8 protein-coding genes are annotated in these 16,822 nt (G+C 36.3%); 4 read left to right on the top strand and 4 right to left on the bottom strand.

What is annotated here, in order from left to right; translation table 11 throughout:
• A complete protein-coding gene (locus tag A8B35_RS00375) occupies window positions 1-480 on the bottom strand; it encodes a YehS family protein (RefSeq protein WP_075601609.1) in 480 nt (159 codons plus the stop codon).
• A 549-nt stretch (window positions 481-1,029) separates the two neighbouring features.
• On the opposite strand from A8B35_RS00375, the gene purT reads away from it, so the two are divergent.
• From purT to A8B35_RS00395, 4 genes are all read left to right on the top strand, one after another.
• Window positions 1,030-2,211: a formate-dependent phosphoribosylglycinamide formyltransferase gene (gene purT / locus A8B35_RS00380; protein ID WP_075601610.1), complete on the top strand. Its 1,182-nt coding sequence runs from the start codon at window positions 1,030-1,032 to the stop codon at window positions 2,209-2,211.
• Window positions 2,212-2,309: 98 nt separating this feature from the next.
• On the top strand, window positions 2,310-2,672 hold the full coding sequence (locus A8B35_RS00385) for a four helix bundle protein (RefSeq protein ID WP_075601611.1): 363 nt from the start codon (window positions 2,310-2,312) through the stop codon (window positions 2,670-2,672).
• Window positions 2,673-2,789: 117 nt separating this feature from the next.
• Window positions 2,790-4,889: an ATP-dependent DNA helicase RecG gene (gene recG / locus A8B35_RS00390; RefSeq protein ID WP_075601612.1), complete on the top strand. Its 2,100-nt coding sequence runs from the start codon at window positions 2,790-2,792 to the stop codon at window positions 4,887-4,889.
• A 408-nt stretch (window positions 4,890-5,297) separates the two neighbouring features.
• Window positions 5,298-13,538, top strand: a complete 8,241-nt coding sequence (locus tag A8B35_RS00395; RefSeq protein WP_075601613.1) for a hypothetical protein — start codon at window positions 5,298-5,300, stop codon at window positions 13,536-13,538.
• A gap of 221 nt (window positions 13,539-13,759) precedes the next feature.
• Here the strand turns inward: A8B35_RS00395 and A8B35_RS00400 are convergent, their stop codons facing one another.
• From A8B35_RS00400 to A8B35_RS00410, 3 genes are all read right to left on the bottom strand, one after another.
• Window positions 13,760-14,575, bottom strand: coding sequence for a DUF3108 domain-containing protein (locus A8B35_RS00400; RefSeq protein WP_075601614.1), 816 nt, complete (start codon window positions 14,573-14,575; stop codon window positions 13,760-13,762).
• Window positions 14,576-14,632: 57 nt separating this feature from the next.
• Complete coding sequence (locus A8B35_RS00405; RefSeq protein WP_075601615.1) at window positions 14,633-14,944, bottom strand: thiamine-binding protein; 312 nt, start codon at window positions 14,942-14,944, stop codon at window positions 14,633-14,635.
• A gap of 64 nt (window positions 14,945-15,008) precedes the next feature.
• The gene (locus tag A8B35_RS00410) at window positions 15,009-16,814 is read right to left on the bottom strand and encodes an Ig-like domain-containing protein (RefSeq protein ID WP_075601616.1); all 1,806 of its coding nucleotides are present in this window, start codon (window positions 16,812-16,814) and stop codon (window positions 15,009-15,011) included.
• Window positions 16,815-16,822 lie beyond the last annotated feature (8 nt).

Genomic DNA, 16,822 nt, shown 5'->3' on the forward strand with positions numbered 1-16,822 from the left:
TTATTTTTTAGGAGCAGGTCTGTTAAAGCTCAACCATTTTTGAAGACCAAATAAAAAGCGTCGTAAAATCTGGTCTTTACACGTTCTGTATTGTCCCTGACCTGGCTTTCTGAAAAAAGCACTTAGCTCGTGTTTGCTAATCTCAAAATCAGCCACCTTCAGAATTTCCAACATATCCGTATCCTTCAAGTTAAAAGCAATTTTTAGCTTTCGAAGTATGATGTTGTTGTTCAGCTTTTTTTCGTTAATAACAGGCTTGTCATCTTGCTTGCCTCGTTTCATAATGATAACACCATTTAAAAAGGCTGATAATTTTATATCGTATAGCGATTTATATTTTTCGTCTTCATCACTCAAAAACCAAGCTTTCACTTCCTCTAAAGGCACTTCAATACCAGCCGATTTAAGTAACTCAACAGTATGTTCATCTCTCAGGTTTAGTGTGAACCTAAGGTTTTTTAATATGTCGTTATTATTCATTCATCTAAAATTTTGTCAAAGATAGTCATTCGGCACAAATATCAATTGTATACCAATGTAAGTATAAGAACTAAATAGTTTTGTGGGCACCTTAAGCCGCCATCCACTATAGCCTTTATTATTTTGCCTAAGTGTTACTAGTTAATGCGTGTGCTCCCCTGTCGCATCCGCTTAACAAGCGCCACTATGGCAAAATACCAAAGGGCTGCCGTTTCTGTCAGCGGTGCGGGTTGGCAGTAATTTATTTCGTATGCCTCTCTTCTTAATTTTGCCGACGCAGTGTGGATAGAAATGGCAGTAAGTGCATTGCTTGGCCTTTTTATAAGGAGGGCGTAGGCGACCTCAGGAAGCCCACGCACCGACTATATAAAAAGAGCTAAGCATTGTGCTTGCTATAACGGATAGCCACTTTAACTGCCCTCAAAAATTTAGACAAAAGAGAAGAGAAGAAAGACTTTTTGCTTTGAGTGTGTAAATTAGGAGCTTCTATTGCAAAACCATAATTATAACTTATTTTTGCAGAAATTATACCCAATTAAAATAATTAAGATGACTGTAATAGGAACACCTTTATCGGCGGTAAGTAAAAAAGCCGTTTTATTGGGCTCAGGGGAGCTAGGGAAAGAAGTAGCGATTGAATTACAGCGTTATGGCGTTGAAGTGATAGCGGTTGATAAATATAAAAATGCTCCGGCAATGCAGGTGGCACACCGTTCTTACGAGGCTTCGATGCTTGATGGAGAACGATTGGCTGAAATTATCAGAGCTGAGAAGCCTGATTTTATTATTCCTGAAGTTGAGGCTATTGCAACAGATACATTATTAGAATTGGAAGATGAGGGTTTTAATGTAATACCTACTGCTAATGCTACTAAGTTAACCATGAACCGTGAGGGAATTAGAACTTTAGCAGCTGAGGAGTTAGGCTTGTCTACTTCGCCTTATCGTTTTGCAGGTAGTCGTGAGGAGTTTAATCAGGCGGTTGCTGAAATAGGATATCCTTGTGTGATTAAGCCTATAATGAGCTCGTCGGGTAAGGGGCAGAGTGTTGCGAAAAGTGATGCCGATCTTGATTATGCTTGGACTTACGCCATTGAAGGAGGAAGAGGAAATAGCGATAGAGTAATTATTGAGGGTTTTGTTGATTTTGATTATGAAATAACGCTTTTAACCATTAGCCATGTTGATGGGATTTCGTTTTGCGAGCCTATTGGGCACAGGCAAGAAGGCGGCGATTATCAAGAATCGTGGCAGCCACAAGTAATGACAGACGTAGCATTGGCCGAAGCCAAAACAATTGCAGAGAAAGTAGTACGCGCTTTAGGCGGATGGGGTTTGTTTGGCGTAGAATTCTTCATTAAAGGCGATAAGGTATATTTTAGTGAACTATCTCCGCGTCCGCACGATACGGGAATGGTAACTATGATATCTCAAGATCTTAGTGAGTTTGCATTACACGTAAGGGCTATTTTAGGATTGCCAGTTCCAAATATTGCATTTCACGGTCCATCGGCAAGTAGTGTTATCATGGTAAAAGGAACTTCTAATCAGGTTACTTTTTCAGGATTAGATTCTGCCTTAACTCAAGAAAACACGCAGGTGCGATTATTCGGTAAACCAGAAGTTGACGGAGAGCGCCGCATGGGCGTTTGTTTAGCCCGTGCAAACTCAGTAGAAGAAGCGCGTGCCATCGCTAAAAAGGCGAGTGGCTCTATTACAGTTTCACTGTAATGAAGTTATAAATGATAAGTGTTAAGTTATAAATTGCTTTACATCATCTAGGCGTTTATAACTTAACACTTATAACTTATCATTAATTTTAAAAATGTATGGCAGCTAGTATTGTTAGGGATAAGAGTTTTAGTTTTGCAATTAGAATAGTTAAGTTGTATAAGTACTTAACTAAAGAGCAAAATGAATATATACTTTCAAAACAAATATTAAGAAGCGGTACAAGTGTTGGAGCTATGATTAGGGAGGCTGAGTTTGCAGAATCGAAAGCAGACTTTATTCATAAGATGGCAATAGCACAAAAAGAAATTAATGAAACTAAATATTGGCTCGACTTATTGAAGGAAACCTCCTATTTGTCAGAGGATATGTACAATTCGATAAATAAAGACGCAACTGAAGTAATTAGTTTAATCACCAAAATAATAATCACATCAAAAGCAAATTTAAAAAAGTTATAAGTGCTAAGTTATAAATTGCTTTACATGAAGTAAGCGTTTATAACTTATCATTTAACACTTATAACTTAAGAAGGCGTTTATAACTTAACACTTATAACTTATCATTAATTTTAAAGCGTGAGCGACTTATCCACATTAGATATAACTTACCTGCCAGGTGTTGGACCCAAAAGGGCAGAGGTACTAAAGCGTGAACTGAAAATTCAGTCTTACGAGGATTTGTTGTATCATTTTCCATACAAGTATGTGGATAGAAGCCGTACTTATTTGATAAGAGAAATTGACAATTCGGCATCGCATATTCAGCTAAAAGGTAAAGTCGCCTCTTTAAATACAGTTGGTACAGGAAAAGGGCAGCGTTTGGTGGCCAAATTTACAGATGGAACCGGAGTGCTTGAATTGATTTGGTTTAAGTATATCGATAAGATGAAGAAAATACTCGATGCCAAATCGGAGTATATCATCTTTGGGAAACCTTCTGCTTTTAAAGGTACATATAGTATTGTGCACCCTGAGATGGAGAAGGTGGATGAAAGCAAACCTAAAATAGCATCGGCCTTACAAGCCTTTTACAATACCAGTGAAAAAATGAAGAATAGCTATTTGAATTCAAAAGCTATTCAGAAGATGCAGCAAGGTATATTTCTATCTTTTAAGGGAGCCATTTCTGAAACATTACCAGCTTATATTGTGAAGCAATATAATTTAATGATTTTAGATAGTGCTCTTCGTACGGTTCATTTCCCAACTGATGCTAAGTTGTTGGAGCAGGCACAATTTCGCTTAAAATTTGAAGAGTTATTTTATATTCAACTCAATATATTAAAACAAAAAACACAGCGCAGTAAAAATATACAAGGACATATTTTCGGAAAGGTTGGTGATATATTTAATCAGTTTTTCTTTAATAATTTACCCTTTGAACTCACAGGTGCTCAAAAAAGAGTAATTCGTGAAATAAGAAACGATGTAGGTACAGGTCACCAAATGAATCGCCTGCTGCAGGGCGATGTTGGTAGCGGAAAAACAATGGTGGCACTCATGGTTATGCTTATCGCTTTGGATAATAATTTCCAGGCTTGTTTAATGGCACCTACTGAAATATTGGCATCGCAACACCTGGAATCTATTCAGGAGATGCTAAAAGAGATGCCAATTAACGTGAAGTTATTAACCGGTTCGAGCAAAAAGAAAGAGCGCGAACAGATACATGCAGAGTTATTAAGCGGAGAGCTGCAAATTTTAATTGGTACACACGCCTTGCTTGAAGATGTGGTGCAATTTAAAAACCTAGGTATGGTGATTGTGGATGAGCAACACCGCTTTGGGGTAGCGCAACGCGCCAAGTTATGGCGTAAAAATAGTATTCCACCACACGTGTTAGTGATGACGGCAACTCCAATTCCTCGTACACTCGCCATGACGGTTTATGGCGATTTAGATGTATCCGTTATCGATGAGCTTCCACCAGGGCGTAAACCTATTGAAACGAAGCATTATTTTCATAATAAGCGAAATAACTTAAATCAGTTTATAAAAGGCGAAATTACAAAAGGTCGTCAGGTTTATGTGGTTTATCCTTTAATTGAAGAGTCTGAGAAAATGGACTTTAAAAACCTTGCTGAGGGTTTAGAGTATATGCTAAGTGCATTTCCTGAGTTTAAAACAACTATGGTTCATGGGCGCATGAAACCCGCAGAGAAAGATGCTGCCATGCAAGAATTTGCTAGCGGTAAAGCACAAATATTAGTGGCAACTACCGTAATAGAGGTGGGCGTTAACGTACCTAATGCTTCGGTAATGATTATTGAAAGTGCAGAGCGTTTTGGTCTTTCGCAGTTACACCAGTTACGCGGACGAGTAGGTAGAGGTGCTGAGCAGAGTTATTGCATATTAATGACGGGCTATAAAATGGGCGAGGATACTAAAAAACGGATGCGCATTATGGTGGATTCCAATGATGGTTTCGAGATAGCTGAAGCAGATATGAAACTACGTGGCCCGGGTGACCTAGAAGGTACCCAACAAAGTGGACTTCCCTTTGAACTAAAAATTGCCAATATAACCCGCGATGCCCAACTCATGCAGCATGCGCGCAATGTGGTGGAGGTAATTTTAGAAAATGACCCAGATTTAATAAAACCCGAAAATCAAATTCTCAACAAACAACTTACTAAGCTAGCTAGGCAAAAGATGAACTGGAGTTTAATTAGTTAATAGCTAAATTATTGTGATCTAATAAGTTTCACAAGGTAATGTTTATTAAATATTTTTAACATAAAAGTTAAAGAATCAATTAAACAAAAGAGGCTTAATATTATTTTATAGCATGAGGTTTTAAGTGAAGAAAGTGGGGGCTTTTAACTATAATCAAATATAACGTTAATTATTTTTTTAGTTATTATGTGTAGTTAATAGGTTTGTTAGTGTAACTATTTTGAATGTTTATAAAAAAATATGCTTTTAGCTGATTTATACAAGGGTAATAGTAGATGTTTTTGTGTGTTATAGATGAAACTTTTATGATGTTATTAAGTATAAAGGCAGAAGCTCACACTACCTACAGTAACAAATAAAATAAGCAAATTGAAAAATTGCTTATGGTGTTGAAAAAAAAACAGAATAATGATTAAACCTAATTTTTCAGGTAAGATAAAAGGGATTATATTAACTTCTATTTTCTTACTAGTAAGCGTAAATCTTTTTGCAGAAACCTGGTACTCACTAGCTAGTGGTGATTGGGATGATCCTACCATTTGGACTTTAGATCCTGCTGGAGCGGTTTTTGTTAACCCAAGTAATACCTACCCTAAATTATCAAGTGATAACATAGTTATTCTTTCGGGTAAAACAGTAACAATGCCAGATGGTATTGCACCCTATGATTCTCCTTTACGCAATTTAAGTGTTATCTGCGGAGTGCTTACTGTTGACGGTCGCTTAGATTTGAGGAGTTCTGATCAATCAACATTCTCGGCAATAAGGGGTGGAGGTAAAATTATTTTAGGAATAAATAATTTTCCTATTGGAGACAGAACTCATTTTGTAAGCAAGGGGCAAGGGGAAGGAACGGTTGTTTATAATAATAACTATCCTTGGCCTTGGCAAGAAGAATTTTTTAATGTAGAGGTAGATTTTATCGATCTTACAGATAATAGACGATTGACCATAAACCACGAACTTAAGGTTAACGGTAGCTTAACTATTAAAAATGGAAAAGTAATACTTGGTGGAGATAGTGGGGCCGTTAACGTTGTTGTTAGTGAGGATTTAATTGTAGAGGAGGGAGCTGAATTGCTATCGTCTACAGATGGTGGAGTAACGGGTTTTCATACATTAGAACTATATGGTGATTTTATAAATAGAGGGACTGTTGATTTTACCGACGGTGATCAATATGCAGAACCTAATACCAGTGCCGTGAAAGTTAGGTTCCTAGGAGCAAGCGATAATACCATGCTTTGTGATGGACTAACGAACCTGTATCGTATTTTTGTAAATAAAGGAACAGATAAAACTTACGGACTAACAATTAGTGCCAACAATTCAAATAACTTTACTTTATATGGACCAGTCACAGGATCTACTTCAGATAACACAGATGGCTCTGGCGGTTGGCAAAAGTTACCTTTGGTTATAGAGAACGGAACTTTACAATTAGGTGATAATATAAAAATTGATCGTTTAGGCGAGAATATGAATGGTTCTTCACCTAATGAATTTACTATTCCGGAAACTGCTAGATTATGGATTAATGGAGCAGATGTTGTTACTGGATTAGAAGGGAAATATTGGCAACAAAACTGGAATGGAGTATCTGTTTATGGTGAATTAAAAGTATCATCAGGTGCGTTTACCTGTCCGCAATATTCGGCAGGTATTTCTTATTACACGCCTGTTAATAGCACAGGTGCTTTGGTAATTGAGGGAGGTGCGGTTAATACGCCTCAATTGGCTCAAATTGACAATGGAGCGCCTTTTATCTACCGACAGAGTGGAGGTGTGTTTAATGTCGATGTTGAGGTAGAGCAGGATCACCTGCACCCATTCTTTGAGCTTAGAGAATCTACATCAGTGTTTGAAATGAGTGGAGGTACAATTATTCTTGCAGAAGATAATGGTCAGGATAACGGAGGTTTTTATGTGGCTTCTGCTGAAGGGAATTACAATGTAACAGGAGGTACCATTCAGGTTGAAACTTTTGGGGGAGATTGTAAAATATACACTACTGCCCCTTTGTATAATCTTAAAATTACTAAAGGTACAGGGGGTAATAGAGCAGTGATTGTTGATTATGACGGATTAACTGGCACAACTTGGCAACCCCCATCATTGACAATTCTTAATGACCTTACTATTGAAACAAATAGCATATTTGATGATGGTTCCTATCAGGTTTTTATTGGAGGTGCTCTTAATATTGGAGGTACATATAATCAAAGCGGAAAATTGGTGTTTAATGGATCGCAAAATGGATCTATTAACAATACAACAGGTGGCACCATAGAACTGAATGGTTTATATATTAATAAAGAAAAGCATCCTACAAGCAATCAGTTCTATTCTGTAGTTATGGGAGGTAATAGTAATATTGAGATTAATGGAACTATTAAATTGCAACGAGGTTCTTTTGATCCGGTTAACTTTTGGCCTACAGTTACAGATAGTGTATGTATACAAGAGGGGATGCTTACCTCTAGCGGAACCGGCGGTTTAGAGTTAGTAGGGTCGATAATGCAAAATATAAAAGGTAAATTTGGTAAGGATTATGACTTTGGGCGTATACATCTAAATAATGCCAATAATGGTATGGTATTGGCTTCTGATGTAAGGATTAATGATTTTAATTTTTCGTCTTCAGGCAATGCTAAGGTAAATATGGGCGCTTATCAACTTAAAGTTGATGGGGTAATTACCAATGCTAATAGCGAACGATATTTTTATACTGCCGGTAATGCTAGTGATAAAGGTTTATCCATTAAAAGCACCATTGGATCCTCGGTAGGTCATTTGGTAACTTATCATTTAGGTACATCTACATCTGATTATTGTTATGTATCGCTTTCTACCATTGCCGCACAGTCGCCTGAAACAACAGGTTATTTCTCTATTACACCTGTTAATAGTCCACATCCATCAACAACTGATCCATCAAAAGTTATGGCCTACTATTGGAAAAGTACGGTAGAAGGCTTTGATAATCTAGTAGATAATATTATTAGCCTAGAGTTTACTTCCAATAAGAACCTTAAGGGTTGGAGTACTGCCTACATGGAAAATCTAGAATGGCAATTAGGTGATGCAAAGTATGGAAAAAATGAAGAAACCCTTATTGTTGATCCCACTGCTAATTATGGTTCTTATAAAAAACTTATAAATAGTGAGTATACAGCAGGTTTGGATAACGGTAACGGACAAATACCAATAGCTGGAGCTAAAACATATACTAGTACAGGTTCGCATAATTGGCATACTACTAGCTGGATAGACCAAGATGGAGTAAGTGGTCAGCCAGGTTCATCAGATATTGCTATTGTTAGAGAAGGCGATACAGTAACTATAACTGAAAGTGATGCAGATGCTTCACAAGTGAGTATTAGTGGAATGTTAAAAGTGAAAAATGGAACTTCAGGTCATGATATAGGAGTAATTAAAGGTTCTGGTCATTTAATATATGAAAAGAATGGTAATTGGGCAGTTTACACCACAATAAATGGCGATCATACTGAGTTTTGTGATAATCCTGAAGCAACGATTGAATTTACCTCTACCGATAATAACCTCAAAGTATTTCCAGATCAAAGTATTATACCATATTATCCTAATTTAGAGATTACAGGTACAGGTACAACACAAATAGATCATGGAAATGGTAAACAGGTCGAGTTGGTAGTACTAGGAGATTTCTCAGTGAACGGTCCTGCATTCGATATAAAAGGCATGAATGATGGAGAAGTGGAGGTTTTTGGTGATGTTATAATAAATGCAGGAAGTATAAAATTTCCCGAAGCTCATAATCATAATATGACTGTTTATGGTGATATAAGGTTTATAGGTAATGGAGAATTTATAGGTAATATAGATAGTAAACTGTTAACTCTTCATGGAGGCATTGATACCGGTACCTCAGGTGTTTTTAATTTTACCCAAACAGATGTAGTATTTGAAGGTGTAAATTCTTCGGAGGTAAAAGGTGATGGAACTCTTATGTTTCATCGTATTTATGTTGATAAACCTATTGCAGAAAAGCTAGAGTTTACATCAAATTTTAGTGTTAATGGCCCAACCAATGATGCTTCTAAATCATTGATTATAAAATCAGGAGAATGTCATTTAAATAATGCTGCAATTAATATCAACCTTACAACAGGAGGAGATAACTACAATATTCCCTTAGAGTCGAAATTAATAGTTAGTAGCGGTACAATAAATGCTTCAGGTAATTCTGGTATTCAACTTAGCGGTGCCTTGATCTTAAATGGAGGTATGGCTAATTTTGATGGTACAGGAGGAAGTAATAGTAGTTTTATAGAGTACACTACTTCAGGACTCTCTTATCTCGAAATTAGTAACTCTAGTATGCTTCAGGTGGGCGATCAAATTCGACGTTCCGTTAATACTGATCAAGGAATACTAACTTATGTTCAAAATGATGGATTGGTTTTCCTTGGAACAAAGGCCACAAATATGGAGTCATCAAGAGGAGTATTTGAGATTAGTGGAGAAGGGAGCTCTTTTTCTCAAGGCGAGAGTGACGTTATTCTAATAAATAATAGTAATGGAAGTAGTAGTATGGCATCTTTGTACTATTACCCTGAACTTGTTAATGTGGCCACTGGTTCTGGTTTTGTTATTGGAGCTTCTGGAGAATTTGGGGTAAATGCAAGTCAGGCTATTAATAATCTAATTCTGGCAGGAAATAGTAATAGTCATGTAAAACTCTATACTAATGCACTTACAGTTACTGAATCTTTAAATATTGGGTCAACAACAAATTTCGATGCCAACGATTTGTACTTATATGTAGGTGGAGATATTACCAATGATGGAACCTTTACTCCGGGCACTGGTGCTGTATTTATGACAGGTACAGACGCTCAAACCATTAATGGATCTGCTGCATCTACACTATTTTATGATTTTACTAAAATTGGCGGAACTGGTGAATTAAGTTTAGAATTATCAGGAGTAGAAGTAAATCGTTTCTTAACACTAGAGGATGGCTCAATCAACACCAATACTAATATTATAACAGCCAAAGGCGATGTGGTTAATAACGGGCAGTTTATAACTACATCTGGTGATGGTCTTGTAATGGGAGGTTCTGAATTACAGGGTATTCAAGGGCAGGGAAGCATTGATGTATTAACCATAAACAATACAGCAGGTATTAATTTGCCTACACAATCATCGGCTTTTGCCATTGGTAAAAAGTTAAAGTTGGCTAATGGTATTTTTGATATTGGGCGTAACTTACTCGAAATAAATGATGAGGCTATTATAGTAGATGCAAGTGATGGTTTAACAGGCTTTAGTTCTGGTAATATGATCCAAACAAACTTATCCTTTACAGATGCAGGTATCAAGAAATTCTTTTCATCCTCATTTGTTGGAGATTTTGTTTATCCAATAGGTTCTTTTGGAAAGTATACACCAATAACTCTTGATGTTAGCGGTAATACTGTAAATGATGGCTCAATACGAGTAAAAGCAGCTAACGAAGCTCACGTTAGTGTTTTAGATCCAAGTAAGGTTCTTCAATATAATTGGACTTTAGATGCAGATCAAATTTCAGGGTTATCAGCAGATGTTGTTATGCAATATGAGAATGCGGATGCATTGGGTGATGAGAGTAAGTATATTAATGCTAAAATATTATTAAATTCTGATGAGTGGAATAAGTCAGATGGAAGTATTGATATTGCAGCAGATCAAATAAAATATAGTTGGACAGGTGCTGATGATTTGGTGATAGATGGAGATTATACAGCTGGCGAGCCTGATGCTATTCCTGATAAATTAGCTACTTATATTACCACGAGTGATGGTTCATGGGATGATGAAAATAATTGGGCTACTTATGATCCGGATACAGGAGTAAAAGGTACACCTGGGGATATGATTCCAGCTGGAGGCCCGTCTGGGGCAATTGTTTATGTAGAGCATGAACTGACCTTACCTGCTAGTCCAAGTAAGGTAGCTTATCGTACAATTATTAACACAATGGGTATAATTGATGTAGGATCAACTTACGGGCATCGTTTAGGTACAGTGAGTGGAACTGGTCTTATAAAAATCTCTGATGGTGGATCTTTACCTGCAGGGGTTTATGATGCTTTTATTGATGCTGTAGGGGGAACTATTGAATATTATGGTTCTACTGATTATGATATTATGAATGAATTGCCTGTCTATAATAATGTTACAATATCGGGTAGTGGAAAGCGTAGGTTACCCAATAGTGATGTTGTTGTTGGTGGAAGTTTGCTTATAGAGGGTGCTAACCTAGTAAATGAATATAATGAGGTGCTGTATATTGCAGGAAACTTAACATTACAAGGTGGCGGTGTTTATACTGCAAATCAAGGAACAACTTCTTTTGTAGGAAGTACAACTCAAAATATTGATAGTGAGTTTTCAGATAGTAATGCATTCTACAATTTTGAAATTGATAATCTAAAAGGGGTAAATATCAATAGCAATGTTGAAATAAAGAATAACCTAAAGCTCAAAAATGGAATATTAAATATAGCAGATGGTTTAGCCTTAACTTTAAGTTCTCATTCGAGCAATATTGTTACAGGAGGGAGCGACAATTCGTATGTCTCAGGAAAAGTAAGAAAATATATAGTATCTGGTAGTAGTTTTGTTTACCCGTTAGGTGATGGGTATCGTTATGGTTACATTAAAGTGCTTCCACAGGGAGGGTCTTTAGGATACTGGGATGCACAATACTATAGTCAGGGAAAGGATAATACTGTTAAGTCAGATGATGTAGAGTATGTTAGTAATAGTGAATATTGGCAGTTGTCTGCTCCATACGAAAATGCACTTGCAAAAGTGACTCTCAGGTGGGATGCTCTTAGTGGTGTTGATGCAAGCGATGTGCAAATAGTAAACTGGACAGACAATACAAGCTCAGGTAATAAACGTGAAGAATGGGATGTTTTACCTATTAGTAATGTGATAGGAGATAATAATTCAGGCACTGTCGAATTACAAAACTATTTAGAATTTGGGTATAAAGCAGGAGAAGTTCATCATTATTTAACATTTGGTTCCGAATCCGAACCACCTGCGTTTTCATGGACAGGAGACGTAGATACAGATTGGTTTGAACCCGGTAATTGGAGTACTTTTGAAGTGCCGCATTCAGGTTCAGATGTTACTATAGTAAACACAACAAATAAACCTGTTGTTTCAGCCCTAGGGCATGTGTATTGTAATGACATAGAGATACAAAAAGACGCAAGTTTAACAATTCAACCAGGAGCACGTGTTGATGTATTAGGAAGTGTAAATTGTACAGATTCAGAGCAGTTGGTTATTCAAAATACAACTGATTTACCTACTTCGGTAATTATAGGAGGAATTGTTAGTCACAATATTAAATCAGAATGGACTTATGCGGAAGCAAGTAGGTATTGGTATATAGGACAAGCTATTAATGGTGCTACTGTAAGTGATTATGGAACGTCAGGTGTTGATGTAATTATCTATAATTATTTAGAAGGATGGAATAACCTCACATCAGGTACATTAGATGCAAAGTTAGAGGGGTATAGCGTTAATTTTAAAGACGCAAACACAAAAGTTGCAGTTACCGGAAGTATCAATAATGGAGAATTAACATCTAGTTTATCAGAAGGTTGGCATTTAATAGGTAACCCTTATTTATCATATTTAGATGTTAATCGCGAATCAGCATGGGATTTTGATAATGATAAAATTGATCAAACAGTTTGGATTAGAACTGACTTAGCTAGTGTTAGAGGCTTTGCCACTTATAATATTACTGAAGGTGTCGGTGCAAATGGTGGATCAAATGAAATTGCTCCAGGTCAAAGTTTTTGGCTAAATGCAAATACTACTGCTAATTTTAAGATTAATGAAGCAGCACAAATTCATGGAACGAACTCCGGTGGTGAAGGAAGTTTAAAATCAACATCAACTATTGAAAGAGAAGAGGTTTTTAGATTTACAATTGGAGATGGTGTTTATGCCGATGAATTAATTGCTGTATTCAGACCTTATGGAAGTACAGTATTAACCTCACGAGATTCAAAAAAGAGATTCGTTTCTAATGCTGACTTTCCTCAAGTATACGCAATAAAATCATCAACACAAGTTGTAATAAATATTGCTTCAAGTTTAATTGATGAGCAAAGTATACCATTAGGTATAAGCGTTCCTGAGAGTAAAAGCTACGTTTTTAAAGCAACTAATTTAAATACATTTTTACCAACATATGATATGTCTCTTGAAGATAAGTTAATGGGAGAGTATTATGATCTTAGGATTAATCCTGAGCTTGAGATAGAAATGGAAGAGGGAACAAGCGATGATCGTTTTGTTCTGCATTTTGCCCAACGTAGTACTGATTTAGAAGAACCAGTAATTGCAAAAAAACCAACTATTTATGCAGCTGATGGTGATGCTTACATAAATATTGACACTGAGCAATTTAATAATAACACAGGAGGCTGTTTTGTAGAGGTTTACGACTTTGCCGGAAAGAAACATATTATTCAAGACCTACATGCAGCACTAACCCAACTAAAATTGCCAGAAAGTAATAAGTTGTGGATTATTGTAGTACGTATTGGTAATAAAAGTTACCACGAGAAAGTGAGTAGTTTTAATTAAAAGCTATACTAAATACATAAAAAAGCACCCCCCTCATTCATTTGTGGTGGGTGCTTTTTTATAGAGTAATCAGTAAACTTTGCATCAGACTTTATATAGTCTTTTTAGATGGATAGAGGCTACGATTTACTTCTAGGATGCTCCAAGTAATTTTACTCACAGGGTTAGTTTATTACTTAATAAAGCAAGGGTATTTCATTATATGAATGTTGAGAACAGGCTTACTTCGTTATTTCCGAAGTCAACGGATACCTAGCCCCTTCAACATCAACAAACATAGCTTTAACAGAGCCTACTAAAATCTTAGCTTCAACAACTACTGGTATACGGTTTTTATCATCTGTAACATAAACAGTCATTCCTTCTCCTGATGAGAATATGGTGCCTTCTACTAACAGAGGTGTGAATTTTAAGCATCTAAATTTGCGTCCGTTGCGTGTCTTCACTTCTTGTTTACCTAGGTAACGAATGTATAGGTCGTGTATTTCTCCATCTACAATCATTCTAATGGGTATTTTATCGCCTTCGTTATAGTTTGAGAAGTCAAGGTTGCGCGCCTTATAAACCATCGTAATTAAGTCTCCTGTGCAATCTTTTAATTCAATGGAGGCATCTTTGTAGTTTGCAGGCTCTCCTTTGCTAATGTGAGTGTCAACTTTGTTATTTTCGTAATCAAAGTTATATTGATGGTGCGACACTGTGCTGCCTTCTTTTGTAACTCTATTAAAGAAAAGAGGGTTGAAATTACTCTTATCTATGTAAGTTTCAAAGGTATCCCTAACTGTCATGAATTTATCGTAACTAGGATATGTTTTTCCGTAGGCAGATAAAAACCATGTGTCTTTATCATTATACGTTTTATCCTCCACTGAGAAGTGAACAATACCTGCATTTATCCATATAAAATGCCAATTATAATAAGCATGGTAGGTTACCACTTCGCCTGATTGAAAAGCAAAATTAGTTACATTACATTGGCTATAGCTATTTTGTAGTAAGCCTACGAATAAAGCAATTACGAAAAGTAGTTTGCGCACTAGTTTGTTATTTAGTAATACTCAATAATGAGTTTATGGAGTCAAAACAATTTCGTATTAATGATTCACAGGACCTATGTTGGATTCAATGGCTTCAATTTTTGATTCCATTCTTCCCATTTCTCCTTTTCTGGCATCAATTGTTATGCTCGAATAAACTCTTTCATGATCTTTCTCAAGCAAAGAGTATGCCTTGTTTACAATTTCCAAGGCTTCCTGCATGGTTTCGGTTTCTACAGTAGTGCTCATGGGGCTCAGTTTATAGCTGACTCCACTTTTTTTAATCATATCTAAAACCTGACTAACGGCTTTGCTTTTGCTAATGCCAGCATCTGTTGGAAACATGGCAAAATTGAGTAAAACTGACATATTGTTGTATTTAAAATATTAAAGACACCTTAGTTACTAACACCTAACACCTAGCACCTAGTATTTATTCTCTCTTTTTCGCTTTTCGATTGTTTTTAACAAACTCGTAGATGTCAAATTCGTATGGATCCCATGATATTTCTACATCCCAGTTCGCTCTTACGTTAACAGGCTCTGCATAGTAATATACTTTTTCTGGTTGACGTTTCTCAGAGTAATCACCCGGATCCCATTGCCCATTCATATTTTCATCAATCACTAATTTTATGATGTATGAACTAGGTTTGATGTATTGAAATGCTAATTTTCCTGATGCTGGAACATACTTTTGTTGTAATATATTTCCTGAGGCATCTTGTAGTTGTATCAGCCAATTTTCTTCAGAGTTAGCAATATCTAAAAGGAATAATCCGTAGCTGTCGAGTTTCTTTACCGAAAATTGACTGCCAATAGAATCGGTATGTAGGCCATAAATATCAGTAATGGCTAATGAGTCTATCCCAAAACTATATTGCCCTCCTGGAGTCCATCTTGTTTTTACCCAGTATTTGCGTTTAAAGAAAGCATCTTGTTCTAATTCAAAGTCAAGTTGCTCGGTAATCGTATCTATTTGTTGGTATAAGTATAGCTTCTCTCTATCAATATTAGCAATTGGCGTAGGCATTATAAAGGCATAGTTGCTATAAACATCAACTTGCGATGATGATTTCTGAACTTTAAGCATTTCTTTTTTCTCAACTTGATCTTTATCGCGTTTACGCTTACGTTCTTTTTTTACAAACTCAAAATGGAACATAGTTAATGTATCACGCATTAAAGCGGGATTAAATAACGTATCTAAAGCCATGTAGTTGAGTTCTACCTTTAGCGTATCTTTTTTATAAAGGTTGCTATCAGCTACCCAAACTAATACAGTATCATTATTTACAGAAGGTTCGTAAATGGCCCAATCAGGTCCAACAACGGTATCTATTGGCGTAATCTTAAATTCTTCAGCAGGATTGTTGAAAAAGAACGACATGGTATTTTTTGTCTTTCTTTCGTTACCTAGCATATATTGGTTCCCATTGTCTTCTGTAAACAAAAACATTCTTACGTCATTAGGGCTATACACAAGCTGATCGTAATAGTATATGGAATCTTCTGAAATTGTATCTGCAAATTCAACGTATTCCATCGATGGCGATACGATTGAGTCGAACCAAGCAATTTGTTCTGCTGGCTGATCAAACATGTAATTGTTATTGGCATCACCAAGTGCATATAATCTATATTCGCCCGGACTTAAGTTTTTAAGAGCAAAAAAGCCTTCTTCGTCTGTTTTAGCAAGACGTTCAGGTACGCTATTGGTAAAGGCAGTATCGTTTAAATTTTTGTGCGCTAAAATCAGTATGCCTTCCATTGGGGATAAATCTTCAGCATCCCAAAGATTACCCATTATGGCAAATGAATCTACCACTTCTCCGGTTGAAAACGAAAATACAAAACTTGGAATTGGGTTACCTTCATTATTATCTTGTATGGCATTACCAAAGTCGAAAGTATAGGTAGTGTTTTCCTGAAATTCTTCTTCTTCGTCTAGTTTAATTCTAAGTTTTGCACCTCTAGCATCTATTGCAGGGCGCTTTTTAAGAGGTGGCGAAGTAACAAATTTATTGAATACATCATCAAGCTTAATAATTTCATCAAACTCAATGTTAATTGTTTTTTTGCGGTAATTGAGTGCATTAAGCTCAGGAGTTGATTTCTTTACAACTGGTGGCGTTTCATCCTTTGGTCCACCCGTTGGAAAACCTGGGTTAGCGCATGAGTATGCAATAATTATTAAGGCAACTATTGCAGGTATAAAACTATATTTGGTATTATGCATATCGGTTT

The organism is Saccharicrinis aurantiacus (assembly GCF_001660705.2).
Lineage (GTDB): Bacteria > Bacteroidota > Bacteroidia > Bacteroidales > Marinilabiliaceae > Saccharicrinis > Saccharicrinis aurantiacus.

Bases quoted from the DNA above. Each gene is read 5' to 3' on its own strand.
- A8B35_RS00410 (WP_075601616.1), bottom strand. From the start codon at position 16,814: ATGCATAATACCAAATATAGTTTTATACCTGCAATAGTTGCCTTAATA.
- purT (WP_075601610.1), top strand. From the start codon at position 1,030: ATGACTGTAATAGGAACACCTTTATCGGCGGTAAGTAAAAAAGCCGTT.
- A8B35_RS00405 (WP_075601615.1), bottom strand. From the start codon at position 14,944: ATGTCAGTTTTACTCAATTTTGCCATGTTTCCAACAGATGCTGGCATT.
- A8B35_RS00395 (WP_075601613.1), top strand. From the start codon at position 5,298: ATGATTAAACCTAATTTTTCAGGTAAGATAAAAGGGATTATATTAACT.
- A8B35_RS00375 (WP_075601609.1), bottom strand. From the start codon at position 480: ATGAATAATAACGACATATTAAAAAACCTTAGGTTCACACTAAACCTG.
- A8B35_RS00385 (WP_075601611.1), top strand. From the start codon at position 2,310: ATGGCAGCTAGTATTGTTAGGGATAAGAGTTTTAGTTTTGCAATTAGA.